At 66.1% G+C, this 19,560-nt stretch carries 19 protein-coding genes; 2 read left to right on the forward strand and 17 right to left on the reverse strand.

Going from position 1 to position 19,560, the window contains the following annotated elements:
• Nucleotides 1-694 precede the first annotated feature (694 nt).
• The 5 genes from B5X73_RS15305 to B5X73_RS15325 all read right to left on the reverse strand — a co-directional run bounded on the left by B5X73_RS15305 (nucleotide 695) and on the right by B5X73_RS15325 (nucleotide 5,301).
• Nucleotides 695-1,603: a DUF4097 family beta strand repeat-containing protein gene (locus B5X73_RS15305; protein ID WP_036115684.1), complete on the reverse strand. Its 909-nt coding sequence runs from the start codon at nucleotides 1,601-1,603 to the stop codon at nucleotides 695-697.
• A gap of 24 nt (nucleotides 1,604-1,627) precedes the next feature.
• Entirely contained in the window at nucleotides 1,628-2,050 is a 423-nt protein-coding gene (locus B5X73_RS15310; RefSeq protein ID WP_079522442.1) for a hypothetical protein, read from the reverse strand.
• On the reverse strand, nucleotides 2,047-2,601 hold the full coding sequence (locus B5X73_RS15315; RefSeq protein WP_036115678.1) for an RNA polymerase sigma factor: 555 nt from the start codon (nucleotides 2,599-2,601) through the stop codon (nucleotides 2,047-2,049). The genes B5X73_RS15310 and B5X73_RS15315 overlap by 4 nt, the downstream gene beginning before the upstream one ends.
• Nucleotides 2,602-2,793: 192 nt before the next feature.
• Nucleotides 2,794-4,584, reverse strand: a complete 1,791-nt coding sequence (locus B5X73_RS15320) for a phosphoenolpyruvate carboxykinase (GTP) (RefSeq protein ID WP_079522443.1) — start codon at nucleotides 4,582-4,584, stop codon at nucleotides 2,794-2,796.
• 126 nt (nucleotides 4,585-4,710) lie between these two features.
• Nucleotides 4,711-5,301, reverse strand: coding sequence for a TetR/AcrR family transcriptional regulator (locus tag B5X73_RS15325; RefSeq protein WP_036115672.1), 591 nt, complete (start codon nucleotides 5,299-5,301; stop codon nucleotides 4,711-4,713).
• A gap of 140 nt (nucleotides 5,302-5,441) precedes the next feature.
• Here B5X73_RS15325 and B5X73_RS15330 point away from each other — a divergent pair, with 140 nt between their 5' ends.
• Nucleotides 5,442-6,317, forward strand: a complete 876-nt coding sequence (locus tag B5X73_RS15330) for an alpha/beta hydrolase (protein WP_079522444.1) — start codon at nucleotides 5,442-5,444, stop codon at nucleotides 6,315-6,317.
• 63 nt (nucleotides 6,318-6,380) lie between these two features.
• Nucleotides 6,381-8,852 (forward strand): acyl-CoA dehydrogenase, encoded by a 2,472-nt coding sequence (locus tag B5X73_RS15335; RefSeq protein ID WP_079522445.1) that lies wholly within the window; start codon nucleotides 6,381-6,383, stop codon nucleotides 8,850-8,852.
• A 621-nt stretch (nucleotides 8,853-9,473) separates the two neighbouring features.
• Here B5X73_RS15335 and ptsP read toward each other — a convergent pair.
• The 12 genes from ptsP to B5X73_RS15395 all read right to left on the reverse strand — a co-directional run bounded on the left by ptsP (nucleotide 9,474) and on the right by B5X73_RS15395 (nucleotide 19,508).
• Complete coding sequence (gene ptsP / locus B5X73_RS15340) at nucleotides 9,474-11,228, reverse strand: phosphoenolpyruvate--protein phosphotransferase (protein ID WP_079522446.1); 1,755 nt, start codon at nucleotides 11,226-11,228, stop codon at nucleotides 9,474-9,476.
• A 32-nt stretch (nucleotides 11,229-11,260) separates the two neighbouring features.
• The gene (locus B5X73_RS15345; protein WP_079522447.1) at nucleotides 11,261-11,530 is read right to left on the reverse strand and encodes an HPr family phosphocarrier protein; all 270 of its coding nucleotides are present in this window, start codon (nucleotides 11,528-11,530) and stop codon (nucleotides 11,261-11,263) included.
• Nucleotides 11,523-11,915, reverse strand: coding sequence for a PTS sugar transporter subunit IIA (locus tag B5X73_RS15350; protein WP_043692529.1), 393 nt, complete (start codon nucleotides 11,913-11,915; stop codon nucleotides 11,523-11,525). The genes B5X73_RS15345 and B5X73_RS15350 overlap by 8 nt, the downstream gene beginning before the upstream one ends.
• Before the next feature lie 38 nt (nucleotides 11,916-11,953).
• A complete protein-coding gene (gene rapZ / locus B5X73_RS15355) occupies nucleotides 11,954-12,835 on the reverse strand; it encodes an RNase adapter RapZ (protein ID WP_176167863.1) in 882 nt (293 codons plus the stop codon).
• 20 nt (nucleotides 12,836-12,855) lie between these two features.
• Complete coding sequence (gene hprK, locus B5X73_RS15360; RefSeq protein WP_036115660.1) at nucleotides 12,856-13,806, reverse strand: HPr(Ser) kinase/phosphatase; 951 nt, start codon at nucleotides 13,804-13,806, stop codon at nucleotides 12,856-12,858.
• Nucleotides 13,807-13,922: 116 nt separating this feature from the next.
• Nucleotides 13,923-14,276: a ribosome hibernation-promoting factor, HPF/YfiA family gene (gene raiA, locus B5X73_RS15365; RefSeq protein WP_036115658.1), complete on the reverse strand. Its 354-nt coding sequence runs from the start codon at nucleotides 14,274-14,276 to the stop codon at nucleotides 13,923-13,925.
• Nucleotides 14,277-14,398: 122 nt separating this feature from the next.
• Entirely contained in the window at nucleotides 14,399-15,886 is a 1,488-nt protein-coding gene (locus B5X73_RS15370; protein WP_079522448.1) for an RNA polymerase factor sigma-54, read from the reverse strand.
• A 122-nt stretch (nucleotides 15,887-16,008) separates the two neighbouring features.
• Nucleotides 16,009-16,728 carry an LPS export ABC transporter ATP-binding protein gene (gene lptB / locus B5X73_RS15375; protein WP_036115655.1) on the reverse strand — a complete coding sequence of 240 codons (720 nt, stop codon included), beginning with the start codon at nucleotides 16,726-16,728 and terminating at the stop codon, nucleotides 16,009-16,011.
• A gap of 4 nt (nucleotides 16,729-16,732) precedes the next feature.
• On the reverse strand, nucleotides 16,733-17,332 hold the full coding sequence (lptA, locus tag B5X73_RS15380) for a lipopolysaccharide transport periplasmic protein LptA (RefSeq protein WP_052191132.1): 600 nt from the start codon (nucleotides 17,330-17,332) through the stop codon (nucleotides 16,733-16,735).
• The gene (lptC, locus tag B5X73_RS15385; RefSeq protein WP_254857312.1) at nucleotides 17,295-17,894 is read right to left on the reverse strand and encodes an LPS export ABC transporter periplasmic protein LptC; all 600 of its coding nucleotides are present in this window, start codon (nucleotides 17,892-17,894) and stop codon (nucleotides 17,295-17,297) included. Before lptC ends, lptA begins: the two co-directional genes overlap by 38 nt.
• Nucleotides 17,891-18,439: a KdsC family phosphatase gene (locus B5X73_RS15390; RefSeq protein ID WP_079522449.1), complete on the reverse strand. Its 549-nt coding sequence runs from the start codon at nucleotides 18,437-18,439 to the stop codon at nucleotides 17,891-17,893. The genes lptC and B5X73_RS15390 overlap by 4 nt, the downstream gene beginning before the upstream one ends.
• 55 nt (nucleotides 18,440-18,494) lie before the next feature.
• On the reverse strand, nucleotides 18,495-19,508 hold the full coding sequence (locus B5X73_RS15395) for a KpsF/GutQ family sugar-phosphate isomerase (RefSeq protein WP_079522450.1): 1,014 nt from the start codon (nucleotides 19,506-19,508) through the stop codon (nucleotides 18,495-18,497).
• Nucleotides 19,509-19,560: the final 52 nt, after the last annotated feature.

A 19,560-nucleotide genomic window follows, 5' to 3' on the forward strand; every position in this document is an offset into this window, starting at 1 on the left:
CCCCGAAAACGGCCGGTCATCCCTGACCGGCCCCGCCTGCGCGGCCTTGTCCAGTCGAAGCCCTCGCCTGCGGCTACCGGCCTCGAGGGTCACCCCCGCCGTCTCTTCCGTGCACTGAGGTGGGTGGCGGTCGAGCGGGGTACGGCTTCACCGCTTCGTTGGCTTTTCGCGCGCAGGGCGCGCTCCTACAGGCCGCCATGTATCCCCCCATTGCGGTCGCCGCGTCGTCCTCGCTGGGTAGGAGCGAACCCCGTTCGCGAACCCTCAGCCCCACTAAGGCGAACGAGGCCATGCACCCCAGGCAAGCGAGCGGTCCCAGCCAACAAAGCGAGCCGCCGCTCGACCCCACGCTGCCTCAGTCCCCCAAAGAGCCGGCGGGTGCCACCCTCGCGTCCGGTAGCCGCAGGCGAGGGCTCCGACTGGAAGAGGCCCGCAGGGGGCCGGTCAGGGATGACCGGCCGTTTTCGGGGAGGCAGGGACAGCCGACTCGAAAACCCCCAGTCGGAGCCCGACCCGGCCGAAGGCCATTGAAATACGGCCGCGGAGCGGCCCTTCCCTGAGGGGTCGCCGCAGGCGTGGACGCGAGGGTGGCACCCGCCGGCTCTTCAACGCGACATCACACGCCGCGGCAAGCCCAATGCGAAGGCGACAGCCGAGCCGTAAACCAACTCCGTCCTCAGCCCATCGAAGCGCCTCAGCGCCCCTGGCCCCTCAACCGCACGTCGCCGCTGAACGACTCGACGTGAATGAAACCGTTGCCACCGCCCAGGGTGGTCTTCAGTTCCTTACCCGGACCATCGTCACCCTTGGACGGGCTGCCGAAGTCGCTGCGGATCTCGCCGCTGAAGGTTGAGGCCTCGAGCTTTGCCGAGGTGTCGGTCGGCAGCTGCAGCTGGACATCGCCACTCATCGAGTCGACGTTGATCTTGCCGTCGCGTGCCGGGCCACCGGTGACCTGGGTGTCCCCGGAGACCGTGCTGAAGCTCGCTTCCTTCCATGGACCACCACCGATCGTCATGCGGCCGGAGACCGTCTGGGCCTCGACGCGCTCCGTGACCTGAGGTGCCGTGATGTCGCCGGAGACGGTCTGCAGTTCGGCCTTGTCCGAACGGCCGGCGAGGTCGATCGTGCCGCTCACCGTCTGCATGCTGACGTTCGGCGATCGCAGGTTGGCGCGAATGCGACCGCTCACGGAGTTGATGTCGATCTTGCCGCCGTCGAGGCCGTCGACACTGACGGGGGCGCTCACGACATTGATATCGATGGAGACGCCGCGCGGCACGCGCACGTTGAGTACCGTGGGCTGCATGCGGGTGTCGTTGCCCCAGCTGAACCAGTTGCCTTTCTTCTCGTCGCCATCGACATGGATGTCGACGTTCTGGTCGTTGCCTTCGATCTCGAGCGGACGGGCGCCGTCGCCGAGCGTGCCGGAGACCTGCACCTGGTTCTTGTCCCAGGCGGTCACCGTGACTTCGCCCTTGACGTTGTCGATGCTTACCTTCGCGGTCGGACGGATGTCTTTCGACAGGTTGATCGGTGTCGAGGCGAATGCCTGACCGATCGAGAGCGCCAGCAGCAGGGGAGTGAGGTAGAGCGTTTTCATAGCGGTTTGTCCTGGCTGTTCGCGTTAGCCGGCTTGCTTTTCAAAATTGCGCAGACGATCGCGCTGGCGTTCGGTACGTAGCAGCAGGCGCTGCAGCGCGGGAGAGTCGGGGGAGTCCTTCATGGCCTGAGTGAGCTCCATGTGGGCTGCGTCGAGTTCGACCGCCGCGCCGGACAGGCGCGGATCGGCCGGCTTCCATGCCTGCGTCGTGCTGGCCATGCCATCGCTGCCGGTGGGCCTGGCCAGATGAAGGCCGACGCCGCCGCTCAGGACCGCGACACCGGCGATGGCGGCGGCCATTAGCCAGGGCTGTGCGCGACGCCGGCGCGGCTGAGCGATCGCAGGCGCTTCGCCGAGGCGGGCGTCGATATCGGCCCACAGGTCGCGATGCGGCGTGACCGGGCGGTTGAGCGAGCGCATCTGGCGCAGATAGTCGAGTTCGTTCATGGCGTCTCTCCCAGTGCACGGCGGAGGAGCCCGCGCGCACGGTGTAACTGTGCTTTTGAAGACCCCACCGCCATGCCCAGCTCGATGGAGATCTCTTCGTGTTTCCAGCCTTCCACGTCGTGCAGGACGAGGACCGCACGGGCCCGCGGTGGCAATGCCGCGATGGCCTTTTCCAGCTCGTCGCGCTCGATGGCGCGGACGGGATTGTCGGTGGACGTGATGTCCGGCAGATGTTCGTCGTCCATGATGGTGACGGGGTCGGCGTTGCGGGCGCGTATGGACATGAGTGCGACGTTCACGGCCAGACGGTAGACCCACGTGCCGAAGGCGCTTTCGAAGCGGAAGCTTTCCAGCTTCTGCCAGGCGCGGACGAAGGCCTCCTGGGTCAGGTCTTCCGCACGGGCGTGATCGAAGGCGGCCAGGCGCAGTACCGCGCCGTAGACCCGGTCGGCGTGCCGACGGTAAAGCGTCTCGAAAGCCTTGCGGTCGCCACCGATCGCCGCGCGCACGACGTCGTCATCGGTCGATGCGACGGGCAGCTCAGGCTGCATGAAGGACGTGGCGGCGAGGCATAGGGCATTCATCTTGCCAGCTTGGATGCGGGCAAGGGGAAAACGGTTTAACAGGGGGCGGCCACGCCGCCACCGTTGGAGCGCGCCCTGCGCGCGAAGGGCATGCCGAAGGCAGGCCGCGTCAGGGGGGCGGATTTCGCGCGCGAGGCGCGCTCCTACAGGGCGCTAACGCTAGGCCGCATCGGTTTCCCGGGTCTCCATGGCTTTCTGCAAAGCCTCGCTGACGCGTACCCGCTCAGCCTTCAGCCGCGCCGGCATCCGCTCGCCGAACCCATCGAGATAAAGGTCGATCGCCCTGAGTTCTTCCGACCAGCCCTCCAGATCGACGTGGAGCAGCGCGTCGAGCGTCGCGGGCGCCACGGTGAGTCCGTGGGTATTGAGTTCGGCCTTCGCGGGAACCACCCCGATCGGCGTCTCGACACCCTCGGCCTTGCCGGCGACCCGCTGAATCATCCAGTCCAGTACCCGCAGGTTCTCCCCATAACCGGGCCACATGAAACGCCCTTCGCCATCCTTACGGAACCAGTTGACGTGGAAGATCCGCGGGAGTTTCGCGCCTGGTTTGTCGAACGAAAGCCAGTGCGCGAAGTAATCGGCGAAGTTGTAGCCGCAGAACGGCTTCATCGCCATCGAGTCCCGACGGAGCACGCCGACCGCACCGGTCGCCGCCGCCGTGGTTTCGGAGCCCATCGCCGCACCGATCAGCACGCCGTGCGCCCAGTCTTTCGCTTCGAAGACCAGCGGTACCAGCGAGGGGCGACGTCCGCCGAAGACGATGGCCGAGATGGGTACGCCTGCCGCGTCCTCCGACTCCGGCGCCCAGCTCGGGCACTGCCTGGCGCTGACGGTGAAGCGCGAGTTGGGATGCGCGGCAGGGCCATTGGCATGATCGAACGCGCGCCCTTGCCAGTCGGTCACCGGCTCGCCGTCGCCGAGGCCTTCCCACCACGGTCGGTTGTCGGCGGTCAGCGCGACATTGGTGAAGATCGCATCGTGTCCCAGCGTCTCCAGCGCGGTCGGATTCGTGCCCGCGCTCGTGCCCGGTGCGACACCGAAATACCCCGCCTCGGGATTGATCGCCCAGAGGCGCCCATCGGCACCCGGCGTCATCCAGCAGATATCGTCGCCGACGGTCCAGACCTTCCAGCCCGCCTTCCGGTAACCCTCGGCCGGAATCAGCATGGCCAGGTTGGTCTTGCCGCAGGCGGATGGGAACGCCGCGGCGATGTAGTGCTTCTCACCCTGCGGGTTCTCGATGCCGACGATAAGCATGTGCTCGGCGAGCCAGCCTTCCTGACGTGCCTGATAGCTGGCGATGCGCAGGGCGTGGCATTTCTTGCCGAGCAGCGCATTGCCGCCGTAACCGGAGCCGATCGACTTGATCGACAGCTCCTCGGGAAAATGCATGATGAAGCGGCGCTCCGGGTCCAGGTCGCCCGTCGAATGCAACCCTTTGACGAAGCGACCTTCGCGCTCGATCCGCGCCAGGGCAGGGGCGCCCATGCGCGTCATGATCCGCATGTTGGCGACGACGTACGGGCTGTCGGTGATCTCCACGCCGCAGCGGGACAGCGGCGAGTCGATCGGTCCCATGCAATAGGGAATTACATACATGACGCGCCCGCGCATGGCGCCGGCGAACAGGGCGTCGATCTTCGCGTGCGCGTCCGCAGGCGCCATCCAGTGATTGTTCGGACCGGCATCGTCCTGCTTCGGCGTGCAGACGAAGGTCAGGTGTTCGACGCGCGCGACGTCGGACGGATGCGAGCGATGCAGATAGCTGCGCGGGTTGGTCGCCTCGTTCAACGGCACGAGATCGCCGCTGGCAAGCATCGTCTGGATGAGGTCGGCGTATTCGGCATCCGAGCCGTCACACCAGCGAACGGAAGCGGGGTCGGTCAGCCGTGCGACGTCGTCCACCCATCGGTTCAATGCTTCAAGAGAACTGCCGTTCGAACGCATCCGTTGTGGTCTCCAGGTAAAAGTCCCTGAAGACAGTAGTTTGCGCTTCGTGGTATTGGCAAGGCACGGCGCAACATATCCCGCCGCACCCCTGTAGGAGCGCGCCTCGCGCGCGACCCTCTCGCCTCAGTCGTTCACATGCGCCGGCGTCAACGTCGCAATCATGTGCTCGACATACGCATCGAACTCCTCATGACTCAGGCGCGGCAGACCCAGCGTGAAGTTGAGCTGCAGGAACCCGACATAAGCGGCATACGTCAGCCGTGCACGGTGCAGCGCCACCACGGGATCCAGGCCCGCTTCCTGATACAGCCGCGTGAGGAACTCCATACGCCGCTGCGACACGCGCGACATCACCGGCACCACCTGCGGATGATCCAGCGCTTTGAGCAGGGCCGCGTAGACGCGATGCGGCTGCATCTCGTGGGCCACCCGGCGGAAGAGCTCCGGAAAGCGCTTCAGCGGGTCGGGGATGCGCTCGATCTCGGCCAGCACCTCGCGTTCGCCGTACTCCTCCCAGCGCTCGAGCGCGGCCTGAAGCAGGGCTTCGCGCGTGCGGAAGTGCCAGTAGAAGCTGCCCTTGGTCACGCCGAGCCGGCGCGCGAGCGCCTCGACGGCGAGGGCGCCGACGCCTTGCTCGGCGATAAGGGCCAGGGCGCCGTCTTCCCAGTCTTCGGCGGAGAGGCGGACTCGTTCGTTCTTGGCACCGTCGTTCATCGGCGCATGGTAGCGGAGCCGTCGCCGTTTGCAATCCGTGCCCTTCGGTGCATGCTGCATAAGACCTTGACTTGGCTGTTATTGCATGACCGTACGCGGGCGTATTGACGCACCCGTCGACCCGCTACATACTCCGCCGTATGGTTGCCGATCCCGTCCACGTCAGTTCCGCCAAGGCGAGTCTCGTCTCGATCGACGGGATCGTGCTCGCGACCGAGCGCTGGCCGGGTGAACGCTCGCCGGGGCTGCTGTTCGCTCACGGCTTCGGGCAGACCCGGCACGCCTGGACTGGCGCGGCACGTACGCTGGCGGCGCAGGGCTTCGATGCGACCACCTTCGACGCCCGGGGTCACGGTGAGAGCGAGCGTGTCCCGCGAGGCGAATACCACATGGAGCAGTTCGTCAACGACCTGCTTGCGGTGGCCGGCGTGGCGACATCGCCGGACGGCCGGCCTCCCGTCCTGGTCGGTGCCTCGATGGGCGGCTTGCTCGGCCTGATCGCGGCGGGCGAGTCCGGCGGGGCGTCGCCGTTTTCGGCGCTGGTCCTCGTCGACATCACGCCGCGTTGGGAAACCGCCGGGGTCGAACGTATCCTCGGCTTCATGCGTGCGCACCCTGACGGTTTCGCGAATTACGACGAGGCGGCCTCGGCCATCGAGGCGTACCTGCCGCAGCGCCGCGAGCGCAAGACGGAGTCGCAGCTGAAACCGCTGCTGCGGCCGGGTAGCGACGGACGCCTGCGCTGGCACTGGGATCCGGCTCTGCTCGACGGCGTGGTGGCCGAAAGCGAGCGCTACCAGCCGCGGCTTTTCGAGGCCGCCGCCAACGTCGATGTCCCCGTGCTGCTGCTTTCCGGTACGCGCAGTGACGTCGTCTCCAGCCACACCGTGGAAGAATTCCTTCGCCTCGTGCCGCATGCGCGCCACGTGGCACTGCATGATGCTACCCATATGGTCGCCGGCGACGCGAACGACGCGTTTACCCGCGAGATCGCGCGCTTCATGCTCGAGCTTTGATCCACCGTTTCACGCATTGTCTATCCGCTGTTTCCACTGTTCGACTGTAACGAGGTGATTCCGATGTCTGCGATCCTGGTTGTGCTGGCGGCGCTCATCGCCTCCGGTGCCTGCGCTTACCACCGCACGTCCCTGAAGACGTGGGCCATCGCCACGGGTGTCACCATCGTCGTCGTCGGCTTGCTTGCCGGCGCGCCGGTGACCACCGTCGTGCTGCTCATCCTGCTGGCGCTCATCGCCGCACCGCTGCTGATGGTGGATTTCCGCCGCAAGAAGATCAGCGCACCGCTGCTGTCGATGTTCGCCAAGGTGACGCCGAAGCTGTCCGATACCGAACAGACCGCGCTCGAAGCCGGCACCGTCGGTTTCGAGGGCCAGCTGTTCTCCGGCAAGCCGGAATGGTCGGAATTGCTCCGCCAGCCGAAGCCGGAACTCTCGACCGAAGAGCAGGCCTTCCTCGACGGCCCCGTCGAAGAACTCTGCAGCATGATCGACGACTGGCAGATCACTCACGAACTGGCCGACCTGCCGCCGAACGTCTGGGAGTTCATCAAGAAGAACAAGTTCTTCGGCATGATCATTCCCAAGAGCTACGGCGGCCTCGGCTTCTCCGCGCTGGCTCACTCGGCCGTGCTGCAGAAGCTGTCCAGCATGTCGCAGACCGTCGCCTCCACCGTGGCCGTGCCCAATTCGCTCGGACCGGGCGAGCTGCTGATGCACTACGGCAGCGACGAGCAGAAAAACCATTACCTGCCGCGTCTGGCCGACGGCCGTGAAATCCCGTGCTTCGCGCTGACCGGCCCGTACGCAGGTTCGGACGCCACGTCGATCCCGGATTTCGGCATCGTCACCAAGGGCATGTGGAACGGCGAAGAAACCGTCGGCATCCGTCTCACCTTCGACAAGCGTTACATCACGCTGGCGCCGGTCGCGACCATCGTCGGTCTGGCCTTCCGCATGTACGACCCGGACAAGCTGCTGGGTGAGAAGGAAGACCTCGGCATCACGCTGGCGCTGCTGCCGCGCGAAACCCCGGGGCTGGAAATCGGCCGTCGCCATTTCCCGCTCAACACGCCGTTCCAGAACGGTCCGGTGCACGGCAAGGACATGTTCGTGCCGCTGTCCGTCCTCATCGGCGGTCCGCACATGGCCGGCCAGGGCTGGCGCATGCTGGTCGAGTGCCTGTCGGTGGGTCGCGCCATCTCGCTGCCGTCCAACGCCACGGGCGCGTCGCGCATGGCGGTCTCGGCGACGGGCTCCTATGCCCGTATGCGCAAGCAGTTCGGCCTCGCCATCGGCCGTTTCGAAGGTGTGGAGGAAGCACTCGCCCGTATCGGCGGCCTGACCTATGCCATGCAGGCGCTGTCGCGTGCCACGGCCGCCGCGGTCGACCGCGGTGAGAAGCCAGCCGTACCGTCGGCGATCGCGAAATATCACGCCACGGAATGGTGCCGCCAGATCGCATCCGACGCGATGGACGTGCACGGCGGCAAGGGCGTCATCCTCGGTCCGAAGAACTATATGGGTCGCGGCTGGCAGTCGGTGCCCATCGCCATCACGGTGGAGGGCGCGAACATCATGACGCGCAGTCTGATGATCTTCGGTCAGGGTGCCATCCGCTGCCATCCTTATGTCCTGAAGGAAATGCAGGCCCTCGGCATCGCGGACTATCGCGAGCGTCTGAAGACCTTCGACAAGGCGCTGTTCGGTCACATCGGTTTCGGCTTCTCCAACGCGGTCCGCAGCTTCGTGCTGGGCATCACCGCGGCGAAGATCGGCGACACCGCGGGCGATGCCTATACACGTCGTTACTACCGCAAGCTCAACCGTTACTCCGCCGCGCTGGCACTCTGCGCGGACGTCGCCATGGGCGTACTGGGTGGCAAGCTGAAGTTCAAGGAAAAGCTGTCGGCCCGTCTGGGTGACGTGCTTTCGTATCTCTACATCGCCAGCGCGATGCTCAAGCGCTACGAAGACACGGGCCGTCCGGAAGCGGATCGTCCGCTGCTGGCCTGGGCGTTCCACCAGTGCGTCTGGAACATGCAGATGGCGCTGGACGGCGTGATCCGCAACTTCCCGGTCCGCCCGGTAGCCTGGCTCCTGCGTGCGCTGGTGTTCCCGTTCGGTCGTCGCGAAGTGCCGCCGTCGGATCGCCTCGGCCGTCGCGTCGCCGCGCTGATCACGGCGCCCAGCGAAGCCCGCGATCGTCTGACCACGTGGAGCTACCTGACGCCAACGCAAAACAACACCGTCGGTCGCATGAACGCGCTGCTGCCGGACGTCATCGCCGCCGAGCCGGTGGAGCGCAAGTTCGTCAAGGCGCTCAAGGGTGGTCAGCTGAAGGCTCACACCTACAACGAGCAGCTTGCCGAAGCCGAGAAGCTGGGCGCCATCAACGCCGCCGAGCGCGATCTGCTGCAGCGTGTCCGTGACGGTGTCGCCGAGTTCATCTCGGTCGATGACTTCGACAGCGAAGAGTTGCGTGCGAACGTGGTGCGCAATGCGGAAGCGATGAAGAAGGTGCGCGCGGCATAAGCCGTTCGCATCGTTTCACGGAAAGGCCGCGAGGGATCGCGGCCTTTTTTTGTTTTGGTGGAAGCGGGCTCGGCTTTGCCCTCGCATTTGCCTCGAAGCCTCGCCTTGCGGCAGGGGCGTCGCCGGCTGCCATTTCTGTCGCTACGTCCTCCTACGGCCTTCGCCTTCGTGCGGAAGCGCTCCAGAAACGGCAGCCGGCGACGCCCCTCCTACCGTTGAGGCAAGCGGCGTATGTAGGAGCCAGCCCTGCTGGCGATTCACTCCGCCCCGAGTTGTCGCACGCAAAAACGCAACGGGTGCACCCTCGCTCGCACGATGAACCTCATCGGCCCGTCCGTGGCCGGACGCCGGGCGGGTCTTCAATCGTGTCTGCCAAGGATCCCTTCGTGCTCGCCCTTCAAGTCAATGCCACGTTCGAGGGGAGTCGTCGGCTGCCGTGCCTGGAGCGCTTCCGCACGAAGGCGAAGGCCGTAGGAGGACGTAGCGACAGGCATGGCAGCCGGCGACTCCCTTGCGTCAGCGCGCAAGGACGAAAGCGATGGCGCAGCCGAGCCCTGCGATCGACCAGACTGAGGTGCATTGGGTCGCGAGCAGGCTCGCTCCTACAGTACAGCGGTAATCCTAGCTTTCGGCGCAGCCGTCCTGCAGCGCTTCGACTTCCTGCAGCCGCGCTTCGACATCGTCGCGGGTGTGCGCACGGAACAGGCGCGGCGCCGCACGCCGGAGCGCACGGCAGTCCAGCTGCGTCAGCCGGTCGCGAACCTGCAGCAACTGTCCCGGGTGCATGCTGAACTCCTCCAGCCCCATCGCCAGCAACAACGCGGTGAACTGCGTGTCTCCCGCGATCTCGCCGCACAGGCTTACCGGTTTTTTCGCGCGGCGGGCGCTGGCGATGACATGCGCGATGAGGCGCAGGAACGCTGGCTGGAGCGGATCGTAGATGCCGTCGAGCGCGTCGTTGTTGCGATCGGCGGCCAGCACGTACTGGGCCAGATCGTTGGTGCCGATCGCGAGGAAGTCGGCCTTCTCGAGGATCGATGTGACGCCGATAGCGGCGGCGGGTACTTCGATCATGGCGCCGATGTCGAGGCGCTCAGGCAATTCCTGACCGGCGCGGGCGAGGTCTTCGCGTGCTTTCTTGATCAGCCGTCGCACCTCGGTCATCTCACCGAGGTGGGTGATCATCGGTACCAGGATGCGCACGGGGCCGTAACAGGCGGCACGCAGGATGGCGCGCAGCTGCACGCTGAAGATGTCGGGATAGCGCAGCGACAGACGGACGCCGCGTACGCCGAGTGCCGGGTTGTCTTCGCCGCGGATCGCGAGTCCGGCGGAGTCGGCCTTGTCCGCACCGAGGTCGAGCGTGCGGATGGTGACCGGGAGGCCACCCATGCCGAGGACGACGTCGCGATAGGCGACGAACTGCTCTTCTTCCGAAGGCAGGCCGCGCTGGCGCAGGAACAGAAATTCCGAACGGTACAGGCCGACGCCGTCGGCGCCGCGCGAGCGGGCGAGGGTGATATCGCCGGCAAGCTCCGCGTTGGCATACAGGCGGACGTGGGCACCGTCGCGGGTCAGCGTCGGCGCTGTGGCCAGCGCGGCGAGGCGACGGCCCTCCGCGGCGGCCTGGCGCTGCCACTGGCGGTAACGGGCGAGGTCCTGGGCGGTGGGATGAACGATGACTTCGCCGTGTTCGGCGTCGATCAGTACGAGGTCGTCGTCGTTGATCGTCGCCAGCGCGTCCTTCGTGCCCACCAGCATGGGCAGGTTGAAGCTGCGCGCGAGAATCGCGCTGTGCGAGTAGATGCTGCCGGCGCTGGCGATGACGCCGAGCATGCCCTGTCCCGCCATGCTGGCCATATCCGCCGGAGCGACGGTATCGCTGACGACGATCTCGCCCACGCGGGCGGCCAGTTTGCGTTCTTCGCGGCTGGACTGTTGGAGCAGGGCGGACATGACCCGGCCGATCACCTGGTCGATGTCCTCGCCGCGGCTCTTCAGGTAGGGGTCGTTCATGGCGTCGAACACCGCCGCGAGACGATCGCGCTGCATCTTGAGCGCGGCACTCGCGGTGTAGTGACCGACGGCGACGAGTTCGTCCAGGCCGCGCAGTAGTTCCTCGTCATCGAGCAGCAGACTGTGCGCGTCGATGAAATCGCCGACTTCGCGGGCCAGCGCGCCGTGCAGCTTGCCACGCAGCTCACGCAACTCCGTGCGGGCGGTATCGATCGCCTTGTGCAGGCGCTCGATCTCGGGAGCGATTTCGTTGTCCTCGAGCATCCGCGTGTCGACGGCGTAGATGCTCGGCTGGACCAGACGCGCGCGACCGAGGGCCATGCCCCGGGCGGCTTGCGTGCCGGTCAGCACGTATCTCATGGGGGGCTCGTCCTGTGCGGCGGCATCATCGTTCAGGCACCCTCGTCGAATTTGCGATCGAACAGATCGACCACGGCGTTGAGCGCGGCTTCTTCATCTTCACCCTCGGCGCGCACGACGAGCGAGGTGCCCATGCCCGCGGCCAGCATCATGACGCCCATGATGCTCTGCGCGTTGACTTCACGCCCCTTGCTGATCAGCCATACCGTCGACTTGAACCCCGCCACCAGCTGTACGAGCTTGGCTGAAGCACGAGCGTGAAGGCCCAGCCGGTTGGATACCACGATGTCCCGTTCAAGCATGGTCGATGAAGATCCCTCCGCGACCGCCAGCGGCCGCGATGTCGGCCAGTTCGGTCAGCGATTTTTCCGAATAGTTGAGGACACGAAGCAGCATCGGCAGGTTGAGGCCGGATACGCAACGCAGGTGGACGCCCAGCTCGGCCAGCGAGAGGCCGATATTGCACGGGGTGGCGCCGTAAAGGTCGGCGAGCACCAGCACGCCGTCACCGTGGTCGAGGTCGCGCGCATGCTTCGCGGTCAGCGTCCGCATGACGTCCGGATCCGAACTGGGTGGAACCTCGACGGCATCGACTTCGAGTGGCAGCTTGGGCATGACGTGGCGGGCCGCCGAAATCAGCGCCTTGCCGACGGCTTCGTGGGTCATGAGGAGGACGCCGACGCTCATCGCCCGGTTTCTCGTACTGGCATGGGCTGGGTCATGGCTCACTCTAGCTCGCGATGAAAGGTAAGTACGTTGCCGCGTTCCGAGCGGAAATGCTGGGCCAGCTTCTCGACCAGATAGACCGAGCGGTGACGCCCGCCCGTGCAGCCGATCGAGACCGTGACATAGCTACGATCCTCGCCCTCGAAGCGCGGCAACCAGGTGTCGAGCCAGCGGGCAACGTCCGCATAGTACTCGCCCACGAGCGGGTTCGCGTCGAGGAACTCGCGTACGGGGAGGTCCCGGCCCGAGAACGGGCGCAGGCGGGGGTCCCAGTGGGGGTTGGGCAGGCAGCGGGCGTCGAAGACGAAATCGGCGTCGGAGGGCAAACCACGGCGGTAGGCGAACGACTCGAAGAGCAGTGTCGTGCCGTCCGAGGCGGCGGCGTATCCCGTGGCGAACAGCCGGCGCAGCTGATGGACGTTGAGGTCGCTGGAGTCGATGACTTTTTCCGCGATCGAGACCAGGGGCCGCAGCAAGCGGCGCTCTTCGGCGATGGAATCGGCCAGCGAGAGTTTTTCCGCCGCCAGCGGGTGACGGCGGCGGGTCTCGGAGTAGCGCTTGATCAGGACGTCGTCGCGGCTGTCCAGGAAGATCAGATGGACGTGGACGCCCGCCGTGGAAAGCTCGGAAAGCACGTGAGGCATGCGCGAGAGGTCGATGCGCCGGTTGCGCACGTCGACGCCCACGGCGATGCGACGGCGCGGTCCGTGCTCGCCCTGGCTGACGGCGGCGACGAGCTGGGGAATCAGCTCGGCGGGCATGTTGTCGACGCAGTAAAACTCGAGGTCTTCCAGCGCACGCAGGGCGACCGTCTTGCCGCCGCCGGACATACCGGTAAGGACGACCAGATGGATGGCGCCAGGTTCGACGATGGGGCTCATGGTTTGCTCGGTCACGTCGGTCACCACGGCGGCAGGCGGCGCATCTGGTGCGCCTGCCGGTCGATGAAGGTTTGTGCGGGATCGATGCCCTTGCTCTTGAGCACGTGATTGCGCACGGCCGCCTCCACCAGCACCGCGAGGTTACGGCCGGGAGCGACGGGAATGGTGATCTTGGGCACGTCCACGTCCAGCACGTTACGCCGGCTGACGTCGCCGGTAAGGCGGGTCATCGCGTCGATGTCTTCACCGGAGGTCAACGGCTTGAGGTGCACGACCAGACGCAGGTATTTCGATGGCTTGACCGCCGTGTGGCCGAACATCTCGCGGATGTTGAGCACACCCAGGCCGCGCACCTCGAGGAGGTCCTGCAGCAGCTCGGGGCAGGCGCCGTCGATGACGTCTGGCGCGATGAGGGTGAATTCGGTCGCGTCGTCGGCGACCAGGCGGTGGCCGCGACTGATGAGTTCCAGCGCCAGCTCGCTTTTGCCGGAGCCCGGGTCGCCGGTGATCAGCACGCCGATGGAGAACACCTCGAGGAAGACGCCATGAAGCGTGACCCGGGGTGCGAGCGTCCGCGCCAAGTGATATTGCAGATACGTGAGCAGCTCGTGGCCGCGCTTGGTGCTCTGCCACAGTGGCGTGTCGGTTTCTTCCGCGACTTCACGCAGGTCGGAGGGGATCGACTGGTCTTTCGTGACGATCAGCGCGGCCGGCTGGTAGGCGGCGATCTTGTGGATGACCTCCCAGCGCTGGCGCGATTCGAGGCCGTCGAGGTAGTTGAGCTCCTCCGTGCCGATGATCTGCACCTTGTTCGGGTAGATCACGTTGAGGTAGCCGACCAGCGAAGGACGGCGGCTCTGCTTGGCATTGGGCTCGAGCACGCGGGCCTCGCCGCGCATGCCGGCGGCCCAGCGAAGCGCCATACGTTCGTAGACGCCGTCGAAGAGTTGTCTGGCGGTGAGCCGATCCACGCGTGTGATCCCTTTAGATGGCGAAGCCGGCGTGAGGGCGCCGGCTGGGGCTATTGTGCCATCAACACGCGGGAGGAGGCCCGGCGGCGCGCGCGAGCGGCCGCCGGGCGCTCGCGTCAGTCGGTGCTGGCAACGCGCGCGTCGCGGCCTTCGGCGTTATGGTGATCCTTCAGCTTCTCTTTGTGCTTGCGAAGCTGGTCGGCGAGTTTGCCGATCATGGCGTCGATGGCGGAATAAAGCGTGTCGCCCTTGTTGTCGTCTTCCAGGCGGGCCACGCCTTCGCCATGGAGCCGGGTGCCGGCACAGTGCAGGGTGCCTCCGGCCTTGTGCTCGTTCTTGTCGACGGAAAGGACCACGTCGAGGGCTTTGATATTGTCGAAAAGGCGTTCGAAGCGGCCGATTTGCTGTTCCACGCGCTCGCGCAGAGCGGGGGTGATATGGACGTGCTGGCCGCTGATCTGGATTTGCATGACGCCTCCTTCTTGCTGAGGGTGTCGCCTTATGGCGACGAGATCGGAACGGCGGGGTTGCCGCTCCTCAAGCCTGAACTGATGAGACCGTGGACCTCCGCCGGGGTTCCCCCCGATGTTTCTCAACCTGCGCGAACGCGTTCGCTGGAGCTGGGAATTCGCATCGCTTCACGGTACTTGGCGACCGTACGGCGTGCGACCTGAATTCCGCGTCGATGGAGCTCCTCGGCGAGGGCCTGGTCGGACAAGGGGCGGCGTGCGTCCTCGCCCGTGATGAGCTTGCGCAACATGGCCTGGATGGCGGTGGCGGATGCGCTGCCGCCGTCTTCCGTCGCCACGCCACTGGAAAAGAAATGCTTGAGTTCGAAAGTGCCGCGCGGCGTGTGCATGTATTTCCGGGTGGTGACCCGTGAAATCGTCGATTCGTGCATGCCGACTTCTTCGGCGACCTCACGCAACACCAGCGGATGCATGGCCTCGGGGCCGTAATCGAGGAAGGCGCTCTGGCGGCGGACGATGACTTCCGCGACCTTGGTCAGGGTTTCGGCGCGCGACTGCAGACTCTTCAGCAACCAGCGGGCTTCCTGCAGCTGGCCCTTCATCCAGGTGGCGTCGTCGCCGCGCGCGCGGGCGATGAGGTTGCAGTAATGCTGGTTGAGCCCCAGCCGGGGCTGCGCGTCGGCGTTGAGGCTGACCGTCCAGCGACCCGCTTCCCGCCGTGCGTACACATCGGGCGCGACGTATTCGACGGGCGTGGCATCCAGCGCGGCGCCCGGGCGCGGATCGAGGCTGCGGATCAGCGCCGCGGCGCTGGCCACCTCGTTCTCGGCGGCCTTGAGCCGACGGGCGATCTTGACGCTGTCGTTTCGCGCGAGGAGCTCCAGCTCTTCAAGGACGATACGGATCGCCAGGTCGCGGAACGGGGTTTCGGTCGAAAACTGCGAGAGCTGGCAGAGCAGACAGTCGCGCAGATCGAGGCTGGCGATGCCGGTGGGATCGAATCGCTGCACGCGCTGGCGTACCGCTTCGATCTCCCCGGCACTGGCCCGCAGTTCGGCGGGCAGCGCGACTTCCACCGCCTCGACCCCGTCGCGCAGGTACCCGTCCTCGTCCAGCGCGTGGATGATCGCGGTGGCGATCGCGTGGTCGCGTGGGGAGAACTGGGAAAGATTGAGCTGCCACTCCAGGTGCTGCTGGAGGCTTTCCGGCGCGGCGTTCTGCGGCTCGAAACCGTCTTCGTCACCACCGTTGGCACGCGATGGGGCGCCGGCGTAGTCACCCGCCTCGCCGTGGAAGCGATCGTCATCCCACTCCGGGGCGAGTTCTTCGGACGGGGTGGCGGTGGACTCGTCCTCCTTCGAGGACTTGGCCGGGAGCTCCTGGCGGGACGGGAACTCCGCGTCGAAACCGTTCTCGTCCGCGGCGTCGCCGTCGGCATCCGCGTCGGACTCCGCATCTTCGGCAAACTCGAGCAGCGGGTTGCTCTCCGCGATCTGGCGGAGTTCCGCTTCGAGCTCCAGCTGCGACAGCTGGAGCAGACGAATGGCCTGCTGTAGCTGCGGGGTCAGCGTGAGCTGCTGATGCAGGCGAAACTGAAGTCCGGGTTTCATGCCTTCGATGCGTGAGGTGTCGAATCCATCCTAACCCCTTGCGGCCTCCACAAACCAGCGGTCCGGCCGGCTAGCACCTCTGGCCGAATCTGCGCGTCGGCGCAGATGGCCGGTGACGCGCTCTAGATGCGGAATTCACGACCCAGATACACCTCGCGCACCTTCTCATCGGCGAGGATGTGCTGAGGCGTACCGCGCGAGAGGACCTCACCGTCGTTGAGGATGTACGCGCGGTCGCAGATGCCGAGCGTTTCGCGGACGTTGTGATCGGTGATCAGCACGCCGATGCCGCGTTCCTTGAGGTGTCGCACGATGCGCTGGATCTCGCCCACGGAAATGGGATCGACGCCGGCGAACGGCTCATCGAGCAGCATGTAGCGCGGGCGTGCCGCCAGCGCCCGGGCGATTTCGACGCGACGACGCTCGCCGCCGGACAGGCTGATGCCCTTCTGATCGGCGATATGCGCGATCTTCAGTTCGTCGAGCAGGCTGTCGAGTTCGTCGTCGCGCTGCTTCTGCGTCATGCCGTCGCGCAGCTCGAGCACCGCCATGATGTTGTCCGACACGCTGAGGCGACGGAAGACCGAGGCTTCCTGCGGCAGATACCCGATGCCGAGCTTGGCACGCGCGTGCATGGGCAGGCCGGTAATGTCCTGCTGGTCGAGCTTGATCACGCCCGCGTCGGCCTGGATCAGCCCGACCACCATGTAGAAGCAGGTCGTCTTGCCGGCGCCATTGGGACCGAGAAGGCCGACGACCTCACCTTCGCGGATGGAAAAGGCGAAGTCGCGGACTACCTTGCGTGCACGGAAGCGCTTCTGCAGGCCTTGGGCTGAAAGCATCGGGTCAGGGCTTCCTGGCAGGTGCGGCCGCGGCCGCCGGAGTGGGGCAGGCACCGGCCGCCTTGGCGGGAGCGCCCGGCGTGGTGCTCTTCGGCTGGAAGGTCATGTGCACGGGTGCGGGACCGTTGCTCTCGCCCGTCATCGTGCTGTTCTGGGTGTTATAGGTGAGCTTGTCGCCATCGGCACTGCCCTTCGCCGGCTGGTTGACATGGGCACCGCCGGTCAGCACGGCAAAGTCCTTGTCGATCTTGTAGTCGATGTTGGACGCCTTGCCGTCCATCGGCTGGTCGCAATCGTCCAGCTGATGAATGGTGGCGGGGCTGCCGTCGACGACCACCCGGTTGAGCTGGCTATCGGCGTCGAAATAACCCGTCGCCTTGCTGCCGGTGATCTTCAGGGTGCCCTGGGTCAGGACGACGCTACCCGTCCAGATCACCTTGCCGTTGGGCTGCTGGGAGCCATCGAACGACTTGGAGACGACGTCGGCCGGCTGGTTGCGATCGGACTGCTTGGCGGCGGCCGGCAGGCTGGCCACGAGCGCCAGGCCAAGCAGCGCAAGCAGCGCGTTAGCGCTTGGGCGGCAGATACGTGGTGTGGACTGCATCGAGAAGCTCCAGGTGCTTGGTATCGAGATTGGCGCGCATGCCAACGCCGTTCATTGTAGAGGTTCCCTGGACGATACGGGCCGCCTCGGCGGTCTCCAGGTAGTTCCGCTTGGGCCACGCGGTGACCTCGGAGGTGTCGATGCTGGCCGGCGGCGTCTGCGCGAAGGCGACGCGGTCCATGTGCACCTTGCCCTGCAGCTTCAGCATGCTGCCGTCCTTGTTGACCCAGCCGTACTGCGAATGACCCTTCCACGGCGGCACGTCGACTTCCTTGGTCGAGGGCAGCACGAAGTCGGGCGCATTGATGTACAGCGAATCGTCACCCTCGCGGCGCTCCAGATGTGGCGCGATGAGCGTGAAGGCCAGCTTGCCCTGTTCGTTGTAGGAGTCGAGGTCGAAGTTGGTCAGGACGTAGCCCGAGCGCGGCGGACCGACGAAGTCCTGCAGCTTCTTCTCCGGGGCGACCCAGTAGTAGAACAGTACGCTGGCGCCCAGCGCGACCAGGAGCATGCCGGCGATACCGCCGGTACTGCGGTCCTTGAGCAGATTGAAGGCGCTCACAGCCAGCGGTCCCGTTCGGCTTCGGCCTTGCCCTGGGCGGCGAGAATCATGTCGGCGACCTCGCGGGCGGCGCCGTAGCCGCCGGACAGCCGGGTGCGCCAATGGGCGCGCTCGGCCACCCAGGGGTGGGCATTGGCCACGGCGACGGCCAGGCCGGCGATACCCATGGCCGGCAGGTCAGGCAAGTCGTCGCCGACGAAAGCGGCCTGCTCCGGTGTAAGGCGGAGGGCGTCGAGCAGGGCATTCAGGCAGGCCCGTTTGTCCTTCTGACCCTGATAGACGTGGGGAATGCCCAGTTCTTCGGCGCGCAGCGACACCGGGTGACTGATCCGGGCCGTGATGATGGCGACCTTGATGCCGTTTTCCTGAAGGCGTTTCAGGCCCAGACCGTCATGCACGTGGAAAACCTTGGTCTCGCGGCCGTCCTCGGCGTACCACAGGCGGCCGTCCGTCAGGGTGCCATCCACGTCGAAGACGACGACGCGCACGCGGGCCGCGCGTTCGGCGATATCGGCGGGGATGTCGGTGTAGTGGGTGTAGGCCATGGGTTTCGATATGGGGACGAAAAGGGCGCGCGCGAGGCGCGCCGGGACCGGGTCGTCAGACGACGCGGGCGCGGAGCAGGTCGTGGATGTTGAGCGCGCCGACCACCTGGCCGGAGGGGTCGGTGACCAGCAGCGCGTTGATCTGGTGTTTTTCCATAAGCTGGGCGGCTTCGACGGCCAGCTTGTCCGAGCCGATGGTCTTGGGCCCGGGGGTCATCAGCTGGCCGACGGTGGCGTTGCGCAGATCGACATCGTCGTCGTCGAGGGCGCGACGAAGATCGCCGTCGGTAAATACGCCCAGCAGCCGTCCTTCGTTATCCACCACGGCGGTCATGCCCAGGTGCTTGCGGGTCATCTCGACGAGCGCTTCGCTGACGGAGGCTTCCACGCCGACACGCGGCACGTCGTCACCCGTATGCATGACATCGGCGATATGCAGCAGCAGGCGGCGCCCGAGGCTGCCGGCCGGATGCGAGCGGGCGAAGTCGTCCGAGGTGAAACCACGGGCCTCGAGGAGTGCGACGGCGAGCGCGTCCCCCATGACCAGCGCCGCGGTCGTGCTGGAGGTCGGCGCCAGTCCGTGCGGGCAGGCCTCCGACGGCACGTTGGCGTCGATATTGACCTCCGCCTGACGAGCCAGCGAGGACTTCGGATTGCCGGTGATCGCGATCAGCGGGATGCCCTGGCGTTTCACCGCCGGCAGAATGAAGAGGAGTTCGTCCGTCTCGCCGGAGTAGGAGATGCCGAGCAGGATGTCGTCCGGCTGGATCATGCCGAGATCGCCGTGGCTGGCCTCGCCCGGATGCACGAAGAAGGACGGCGTGCCCGTGGAGGCCAGTGTCGCGGCGATCTTGCGGGCGACGTGGCCCGACTTGCCCATGCCGGAGACGACCACGCGCCCCTTGCAGGTCAGAATCATCTGACAGGCGCGGACGAAGGTGGCGTCGATCTTCGACTCCAGGGCACGGATCGCCGCGGCCTCGGTGACGATCACGGTGCGCGCGCTACGGACGATGGTATCGGCATTCACGACGGGATGATCGGCAGGCGGGGCGGTGCGGGCGTTCATGCGGCCTCGGAGGTCCGGGTGGTGGCTTCTGACCCGGGATGTCCATTTCTGC

Origin of the sequence: Luteibacter sp. 22Crub2.1, assembly GCF_900167995.1 — a bacterium.
Taxonomy (GTDB): domain Bacteria; phylum Pseudomonadota; class Gammaproteobacteria; order Xanthomonadales; family Rhodanobacteraceae; genus Luteibacter; species Luteibacter mycovicinus.

Bases quoted from the DNA above. Each gene is read 5' to 3' on its own strand.
- B5X73_RS15320 (WP_079522443.1), bottom strand. From the start codon at position 4,584: ATGCGTTCGAACGGCAGTTCTCTTGAAGCATTGAACCGATGGGTGGAC.
- B5X73_RS15350 (WP_043692529.1), bottom strand. From the start codon at position 11,915: ATGAGCGTCGGCGTCCTCCTCATGACCCACGAAGCCGTCGGCAAGGCG.
- B5X73_RS15325 (WP_036115672.1), bottom strand. From the start codon at position 5,301: ATGAACGACGGTGCCAAGAACGAACGAGTCCGCCTCTCCGCCGAAGAC.
- B5X73_RS15370 (WP_079522448.1), bottom strand. From the start codon at position 15,886: ATGAAACCCGGACTTCAGTTTCGCCTGCATCAGCAGCTCACGCTGACC.
- B5X73_RS15335 (WP_079522445.1), top strand. From the start codon at position 6,381: ATGTCTGCGATCCTGGTTGTGCTGGCGGCGCTCATCGCCTCCGGTGCC.
- ptsP (WP_079522446.1), bottom strand. From the start codon at position 11,228: ATGAGATACGTGCTGACCGGCACGCAAGCCGCCCGGGGCATGGCCCTC.
- B5X73_RS15305 (WP_036115684.1), bottom strand. From the start codon at position 1,603: ATGAAAACGCTCTACCTCACTCCCCTGCTGCTGGCGCTCTCGATCGGT.
- B5X73_RS15330 (WP_079522444.1), top strand. From the start codon at position 5,442: ATGGTTGCCGATCCCGTCCACGTCAGTTCCGCCAAGGCGAGTCTCGTC.
- B5X73_RS15315 (WP_036115678.1), bottom strand. From the start codon at position 2,601: ATGCAGCCTGAGCTGCCCGTCGCATCGACCGATGACGACGTCGTGCGC.
- B5X73_RS15310 (WP_079522442.1), bottom strand. From the start codon at position 2,050: ATGAACGAACTCGACTATCTGCGCCAGATGCGCTCGCTCAACCGCCCG.
- rapZ (WP_176167863.1), bottom strand. From the start codon at position 12,835: ATGAGCCCCATCGTCGAACCTGGCGCCATCCATCTGGTCGTCCTTACC.
- raiA (WP_036115658.1), bottom strand. From the start codon at position 14,276: ATGCAAATCCAGATCAGCGGCCAGCACGTCCATATCACCCCCGCTCTG.
- B5X73_RS15390 (WP_079522449.1), bottom strand. From the start codon at position 18,439: ATGGCCTACACCCACTACACCGACATCCCCGCCGATATCGCCGAACGC.
- lptB (WP_036115655.1), bottom strand. From the start codon at position 16,728: ATGCTTTCAGCCCAAGGCCTGCAGAAGCGCTTCCGTGCACGCAAGGTA.
- lptA (WP_052191132.1), bottom strand. From the start codon at position 17,332: ATGCAGTCCACACCACGTATCTGCCGCCCAAGCGCTAACGCGCTGCTT.
- B5X73_RS15395 (WP_079522450.1), bottom strand. From the start codon at position 19,508: ATGAACGCCCGCACCGCCCCGCCTGCCGATCATCCCGTCGTGAATGCC.
- B5X73_RS15345 (WP_079522447.1), bottom strand. From the start codon at position 11,530: ATGCTTGAACGGGACATCGTGGTATCCAACCGGCTGGGCCTTCACGCT.